A 7,140-nucleotide genomic window follows, 5' to 3' on the forward strand; every position below is an offset into this window, starting at 1 on the left:
TCGACGCGGCCGACCACCCCGCCGCCGTCACCGCGATCTGCCGCACCCTCGACGGCCAACCGCTCCCGATCGAGCTGGCCGCGGCTCGGCTGCGCACGTTGAGCCCCGAGGAGATCCTCGCCCGGCTCGACGACCGGTTCCGACTGCTCACCACCGGTGCGCGCACCGTGCTGCCGCGCCACCAGACCCTGCGCGCCGTGGTCGACTGGAGCTGGGAGCTCCTCGACGAGCCCGAACGCACCCTGGCCCGCCGACTGGGCGTGTTCTCCGGGGGCGCCACAGCCGACGCCGTCGACCAGGTCTGCGGCGACGGGCTGGCGGACCCGTTCGAGACCCTGGCCGCGCTCGTCGACAAGTCGCTGGTGGTGACCGTCCCCCAGACCGGCGAGCCCACCCGCTACCGGATGCTGGAGACGATCCGCGAGTACGCGCGGGAGCGGCTCGCCGAGTCCGGCGAGGGGGAGGCGACGGCGGCGCGGCACGCGAGCTGGACCGTCGCGCTGGTGGAGCGGGCCGAGCCGGAGCTGCGGGGCCGGGAGCAGCTGCGCTGGCTCGCGGTACTGCGCGCCGAGTCGGGCAACATCACCGGCGCGCTGCGCCGGGCGGTGTCCGAACAGGACGTCGAGACGGCGTACCGGTTGGTCGCGAACATGTTCTGGGCGTGGCTGATCCGCGGCGCCGCCGACGAGACGATGAGCTGGGTGCGCGCGATCGGGGAGCTCCCCGAGGAGGAGGCCCCGCTCGCCGTCCGCGCCCGCGTCCGGGCGTTCCGCGCGGTCGAGGCCATCGGGCGCGGCGAGATGGCCGAGGCGCAGCGACACGTGGCCCGGGCGACCGCGCTGATCGCGCAGGTCCCGCTGCCCCGACATCCCGTACTGGACCTCACCGAACCCCTCGGCGCGGCGTTCACGATCCAGGACCAGGCGCCGCTCGCCCCGATCAGCACCACCCACCCGGACCCGTGGGTGCGCGCGTTCGCCCTGGAGATCCGCGCGACGCTGGCGGAGAACGCAGGCCGGATCGAGCTCGAACGCGAGCTCGTCCGGGCCTCACACACCCTGTTCACGCAGGTCGGCGACCGGTTCGGGCTCGGGATGACGCTGACCACGCTCGGCGAGCTCGAGAAGTGGGCGGGCGACCTCGAGGCGTCCGTGGCCGCCTACGAGGAGGCCATCACGCTGGCCACCGAGCTGTCGAACGACGACGACCTGCCCCAGTTCATGGTGCAGCGGGGCGGCCTGGCCTCGCGGATGGGCGACCACGCGCTCGCCCGCAAGCTCTACACCGAGGCGCTCGGGATGATCGGGTCCCGCGAGTTCGCGTCGCCCGAGATGGTGCACGCCTCGCTCGCCGAGGTGGACCGGCTCGAGGGCGACCTGGCGGGCGCGCGGGCGCGGCTCGCCGAGATCGACCCGGCCGTGGGCGGTGGGATCGCCGTGCCGCAACGCGTGGCGCACCTGTTCGTGCAGCGGGCGCTGGTCGAGCTGGCCGCGGGCGACCCCAGCTCCGCGGCGACGCTGCTCGTCGAGGCGGTCGAGGCGGGCGTGACCAGCAAGGACGGCCCGGTGATGGCCCTGGTCGCCGAGACGCTGGCCCAGGTCCGGCTGGCCTTCGGGGACGCCGCGGGGGCCGCCCGGGTCCTCGGGGTCGCCGAGGCCCGACGCGGCACCCTCGACCTGAGCGACCCCGCCGTCGTCGCGATGCTGGGGACCCTCGACCCGGAGCACGACACCTTGCGGCGGGAGGCCGTCGGCCTCCCGCCGCAGTCCGGTGTGGACCTGCTTCGCGCTCAGGTCCGCCTGCGGTAGAGCGCCACCGCCAGGGGGGCGAACACCACGGTGATCCCCGCGGCCCAGATCAGGGCCGTGCCCGCGGGGCCGGCGACCGGGCCGCCGAGCAGCAGGCCACGGACCGCGTCCGCCGTCTTCGACACCGGGTTCACGTTCACCCAGCCCTGCAGCCAGCCGGGCATCGTCGACGCGGGGACGAACACGTTGCTGCCGAAGGTGAGCGGCAACGAGATCAGCGCGCCGAGCCCCTGCACCGAGCGCGGGTCCTTCACCACCATCGCGAGCGCGGTGAACACCCAGCAGAGCGCGAAGGCGAATGCCATGACCATCGCCAGCGAGGCGACGATCGCGAGCGGACCCGCCGACGTCCGGAAACCCAGGACGGCGCCGAACACCAGCATGATCACGCCCGAGGTGGCGTACCGCGCGATGTCCGCGGTGATCGCCCCCAGCAGCGGCGCCGACCGCGGGATCGGCAGGCTGCGGAACCGGTCGAAGATGCCGGTCTGCAGGTCGTCCGCCAGCGCGGTGCCGGTGCCCGCGGACGCGAAGATCACCGTCTGGACCAGCACTCCGGGCAACGCGAACTGCAGGTAGGCGGAGGTGTCCCCGGCGATCGCACCGCCGAAGACGTACACGAACAGCAGCAGGAAGATGACCGGCTGGAGCGTGACGTCGATCAGCGCCTCGGGCGAGTGCACCGTCTTGACGATCCCGCGCCAGGCCAGCGTCATCGCGTGCCGGAGCGGTCCGTGGCGGGCTCCGGGGCGTGGCGAGGATTCTCGCAGCGCGGGCGTGGGGGCGGGTGCGGTGGTGGTCATGCCGCCACCTCCTCTTCTTCTGCGGGACGGCCGGTGAGGGTGAGGAAGACGTCGTCGAGGCTCGGCAGCCGCAGCCCGAGCTCGGCGAGCGGGACCTCGGCCAGTCGGGCGCCGACGGCCTGGAGCAGCGCCGCGTCGCCCGCGACGCTCAGCTGGCCGGTCGGGTCGATGGCCGGGGCCTCCGCGGTCAGCTCGCCGAGGATCCCGGCGACCGTGCCGACGTCCGAGCGGTTCAGCGGCCGGACGTGCAGCAGCTGCCCGCCGACCTCGGACTTCAGCGAGGCGGGCGTGCCGCTCGCGATGACCCGCCCGTGGTCCAGCACGACCAGGTCCTCGGCCAGCTGGTCGGCCTCCTCCAGGTACTGCGTGGTCAGCAGGACCGTGGTGCCCTCGGCGGCCAGCGTGCGGACCTGGTCCCACACCTCGTTGCGGTGCCGGGGGTCGAGGCCGGTGGTGGGCTCGTCGAGGAAGAGCACGCTCGGCCGCCCGACCAGGCTCGCCGCCAGGTCGAGGCGCCTGCGCATGCCGCCGGAGTAGGTCTTGACCCGACGCTCGGCCGCGTCGGCCAGGCCGAACCGCTCGACGAGCTCCGCCGCCCGGCTGCGGGCCTCGGTGCGGGACAGGTCGAGCAGCCGGGCGATCAGCGTGAGGTTCTGGATGCCGGTGAGGGAGTCGTCGACCGCGGCGTACTGCCCGGTCAGCCCCACGAGGCCGCGGACCGCGGCGGCGTCGGCCACGACGTCGTGTCCGAGCACGGTGGCCCGCCCGCCGTCCGGGCGGAGCAGTGTGGACAGGATGCGCACGGTGGTGGTCTTGCCGGATCCGTTGGGACCCAACAGGCCCAGCACCGAGCCGCGGCGGACCGTCAGGTCGATGCCCGCCAGCGCGGTGGTGTCGCCGTAGGTCTTGCGCAGACCGTCGACGGAGATGACTGGTTCCATGGCCACGAGGATGGCCGGGCGGGCTGCGATCTCCCTGACAGCGGCCTGACGTCGCCGCTGACGTCGCGCCTTCAGAGCCTGCGGATCTCGGCCCAGATCTCGGCCCACGGCGCGTTCCGGCCCTCCAGCAGGAGGATCGGGGTGCCCTGGGAGAGGTTCGCGACCCGCCGGTCGTTGTCCAGCACGCCGACCTGCCGCACCTCGCCGAAGTACCGGCCGATCTCCGCCGGGTCACCGACGAACACCACCGGGGTGTCCGCCTCCGGCGGCGGGCCCCAGTACGCCGGCCCGCGCGAGTACCCGTAGGCGGGGAGCTCCGAGAGCACCTCCACCGCCGAGCTCGACCAGTACGACTCGCCGACCACGATCGCGCCGGGCGGCGCGACCCGCTCGACGTCCGCGACCATCTCCGGCCAGCCGATCTCGTCCCGCTGGAAGTTGCCGACGGCCAGTGGCCGGTCCGCGTGCGAGGCGATCGGCGAGATCGGCAGCACGTTCGCGAACCCCAGCCCGACGACCGTGAGCGCGTACATCGGCCAGGTCGCGACCCAGCGCCACCAGCGCTGGGCCGTGCCCGCCTCGATCGCCACCGCGGACGCGGCCCAGAGCAGCGGGAACACCCCCGCGATGTAGTACGGCCTGCCGCCGGTGACCATGAAGAGCACCGCGGTCCCGAGCGCGGTGATCCCCAGCCAGCGGTAGAGCGGGTGCCGCAGCAGCCGCCCGAGGCCGTGGATGCCCAGCACCGACCCGACCACCAGCCCGGCCGAGAACACCCCGATCGGGAGGAACCCGAGCATCCCGCCCGCGTACACCTGCTCGGCGGCGATCACCCGGCCCATCTCGAGCTGCGGCCAGCCGTTCGCGGCCTGCCAGAGCAGCGTCGGGACCGTGGCGACGACGGCGATCGCCCCACCCAGCCACAGCGCCGGGCGGCGGAGGATCTCCCGCGGCCCGCAGATCAGCAGGGCGAGCAGGGCGACCGCCCAGAAGCCCACGACCAGGAACTTCACCTGCAGCGCGAACGCGGTGGCCACGCCCGCCCAGACGAGCAGCGAGTCCGCCCGGGTACGCAGCCACCGGACCAGCAGCCAGGTCAGCAGGGTCCACAGGATCGGGTCGAACGTGGACGTGGCGAGCAGGTGGCCGTTGGCGAGGAAACCGGGCGAGACGGCGAGCGTGGCGGCCGCGATGACCTGCGCCTTCCGTGCGCCACCCAGCTCACGGGCGGTGAGCGCGGCCAGGACGACGGCGGCCACGGTCGCGAGCGTGGACGGGATCCGCAGCGCCCACACGTGGCCCGGCGCGAGGGTGTCCATGAGCAGCGCGAGCAGCGGCAGCATCGGCGGCTGGTCGGCGTACCCCCAGTCCAGGTGGTGGCCCGCGGCGACGAAGTAGAGCTCGTCGCCGAACCAGCCGTACCGGCCGCTGACGGCCGTGAGCACGATCCCCACGGCGGCGGCGATGAGCCAGACCGGCCGCGCGGCGAACGGCGCGACGCCCGTCTCGGCGCGCGCAGGAGCGGTGGTCGTCATGATCCCCCGATCGACGACGCCGGGGCCGCGGTCGGCGCCGGTCGCGGACACGACCGACGCAGGCTCCCCCCAGAGCAGGCCCCGAACGATCTTCAGGGTACGCAGCGTCGGCCACGCCCGCACGCCCGATACCCCGCGCGTCGTGGAGCGGTCAGGTCTCGGCGCGCTCGGCCGCCTCGAGCCACTCCAGCTCGACCTGTTCCTGCTCCGTCTGCACCTGCTTCAGCTCGGTGGAGAGCTCGATCAGCTTCTGCGGGTCCGTGGCGGCCTCGGCGAGCTGCGTGTGGAGCTGCTCCTGACGCTTGGTGAGCTGCGTCATCCGCCGCTCCAGGCGCTGGGCCTCCTTGCGCGCGGCTCGCTGGTCCGCCGCGCTGGTGGGCGCCTTCGCCGCGGGTCCGGTCTGTGGGGCGCTGGTGTCCGTGCCCTGCTCCGCCCGCCGCCGCAGGTACTCCTCGATCCCTCCGGGGAGGTGCGTGATCCGCCCGTCCCCGAACAGCGCGACGACCGTGTCGCACACCCGCTCGGTGAGGTACCGGTCGTGGCTGACCACGATCAACGTGCCCGGCCAGCCGTCGAGCAGGTCCTCGAGGTTGGTCAGGGTGTCGACGTCGAGGTCGTTCGTGGGCTCGTCGAGCAGCAGGACGTTCGGCTCGGCCATGAGCAGCCGGGTGAGCTGCAGCCTGCGCCGCTCACCGCCGGAGAGGCGCCCCACCGGCGTCCACTGCCGCGCGGGCGGGAAGCCGAGGCGCTCGGCGACCTGCGAGGCCGTCATCTCCTCCTTGCCGAACCGCACGTACTTCGCGACGGCCTCGACCGCCTCCAGCACCCGCATGTCCTTCGGCAGGTCCACGAGGTCCTGGGTGAGCTGCGCGAGCTGCACGGTGGTGCCCTGCACGCGCTTGCCGCCGTCGAGCGGGCGCTCGCCGGTCAGCGCGCGGAGCAGCGTGGTCTTGCCCGAACCGTTGACCCCGACGATCCCGATCCGGTCGCCCGGGCCGAGCCGCCAGGTCTGGTGGTCCAGCAGCGTGCGGTCCGCGATCCTCACCGTGGCGTCCTCGAGCTCGAGGACGGTGCGGCCCAACCGGTTCGTGGCGAAGTTCAGCAGCTCCACGGTGTTCCGCGGGGGCGGCACGTCGGCGATCAGGGCCTCGGCGGCCTCGATCCGGTAGCGGGGCTTCGACGTCCGCGCGGGCGGCCCCCGGCGCAGCCAGGCCAGCTCCTTGCGGGCGAGGTTGCGCCGACGGGCCTCCGCGGCGTCCGCCTGCTTGGTGCGCTCGGCGCGGGCGAAGACCCAGTCCTGGTAGCCGCCCAGGTAGCTCTCGACCTGGCCGTTCGCCACCTCCCAGGTCCGGGTGCAGACGGAGTCGAGGAACCAGCGGTCGTGCGTGACGACCACGACCCCGCACCGGCGCGCGATCAGGTGCTCGGCCAGCCAGGTGACGCCCTCGATGTCGAGGTGGTTGGTGGGCTCGTCGAGCACCACGAGGTCCGGCTCGCCGAGCAGGGCGCGGGCCAGCGCGACCCGGCGCTTCTCGCCGCCGGACAGCCCGTCGACGGTCCGCTCGAGATCGCGCAGGCCGAGCCCGCCGAGGACGTCGCGGGCCTTGGGGTCGCTCGCCCACTCGTGGTCCGCCTCGTAGTGCGCCAGCACGATGTCCCGCACCGTCGAGCCCGCGGCGAAGTCGTCCCCCTGGGTGAGGTAGGCGAGCTTCAGCCCGCCGAGTCGCGAGACCCGGCCGCCGTTCACCGGCCGACGCCCGGACAGCACCTCGAGCAGCGTGGTCTTGCCGCCCCCGTTGAGGCCGACCACCCCCACGCGCTCGCCGCGCTCCACGCCCAGCGACACGGCGTCGAGCAGCACGCGGGAGGCGTCCCCCGGGACGTGCGCGGTGACGTTCTCCAGGTTGACGAGGTTCTGACCAGCCATTATCACGCTCTCGCAGGCGGCCAGGAGCCGCTCGGGGTGGGTGGGACGTCGGTGGCGTCGACGACGCGGGCGCCGGGCACGGGGCCGTGGGCCACCCGGACGGTACGGCAGACCCCCACGCCCGCG

Annotated in this window: 5 protein-coding genes and 1 pseudogene; 1 reads left to right on the top strand and 5 read right to left on the bottom strand. The window is 74.0% G+C overall.

The window, feature by feature from the left end:
- On the top strand, nt 1–1,808 hold a 1,808-nt coding region (locus tag H5J29_RS15480), incomplete at its 5' end, for an ATP-binding protein (RefSeq protein ID WP_181781666.1).
- On the opposite strand, the gene H5J29_RS15485 is transcribed toward H5J29_RS15480, so the two are convergent.
- The 5 genes and pseudogenes from H5J29_RS15485 to H5J29_RS36570 all read right to left on the bottom strand — a co-directional run.
- The gene (locus H5J29_RS15485) at nt 1,790–2,611 is read right to left on the bottom strand and encodes an ABC transporter permease (RefSeq protein ID WP_181781667.1); all 822 of its coding nucleotides are present in this window, start codon (nt 2,609–2,611) and stop codon (nt 1,790–1,792) included. The genes H5J29_RS15480 and H5J29_RS15485 overlap by 19 nt on opposite strands.
- Nucleotides 2,608–3,552: an ATP-binding cassette domain-containing protein gene (locus H5J29_RS15490; RefSeq protein ID WP_181781668.1), complete on the bottom strand. Its 945-nt coding sequence runs from the start codon at nt 3,550–3,552 to the stop codon at nt 2,608–2,610. The genes H5J29_RS15485 and H5J29_RS15490 overlap by 4 nt, the downstream gene beginning before the upstream one ends.
- Before the next feature lie 71 nt (nt 3,553–3,623).
- Nucleotides 3,624–5,138 carry a glycosyltransferase family 39 protein gene (locus tag H5J29_RS15495; RefSeq protein WP_312858248.1) on the bottom strand — a complete coding sequence of 505 codons (1,515 nt, stop codon included), beginning with the start codon at nt 5,136–5,138 and terminating at the stop codon, nt 3,624–3,626.
- A gap of 100 nt (nt 5,139–5,238) precedes the next feature.
- Complete coding sequence (locus tag H5J29_RS15500) at nt 5,239–7,014, bottom strand: ABC-F family ATP-binding cassette domain-containing protein (protein WP_181781669.1); 1,776 nt, start codon at nt 7,012–7,014, stop codon at nt 5,239–5,241.
- Between the two features lie 2 nt (nt 7,015–7,016).
- Nucleotides 7,017–7,140: pseudogene (locus H5J29_RS36570) on the bottom strand (4-(cytidine 5'-diphospho)-2-C-methyl-D-erythritol kinase); the annotation flags it as partial.

Source organism: Pseudonocardia pini, from assembly GCF_013870575.1.
Classification (GTDB): domain Bacteria; phylum Actinomycetota; class Actinomycetes; order Mycobacteriales; family Pseudonocardiaceae; genus Pseudonocardia; species Pseudonocardia pini.

Bases quoted from the DNA above. Each gene is read 5' to 3' on its own strand.
- H5J29_RS15485 (WP_181781667.1), bottom strand. From the start codon at position 2,611: ATGACCACCACCGCACCCGCCCCCACGCCCGCGCTGCGAGAATCCTCG.
- H5J29_RS15490 (WP_181781668.1), bottom strand. From the start codon at position 3,552: ATGGAACCAGTCATCTCCGTCGACGGTCTGCGCAAGACCTACGGCGAC.
- H5J29_RS15500 (WP_181781669.1), bottom strand. From the start codon at position 7,014: ATGGCTGGTCAGAACCTCGTCAACCTGGAGAACGTCACCGCGCACGTC.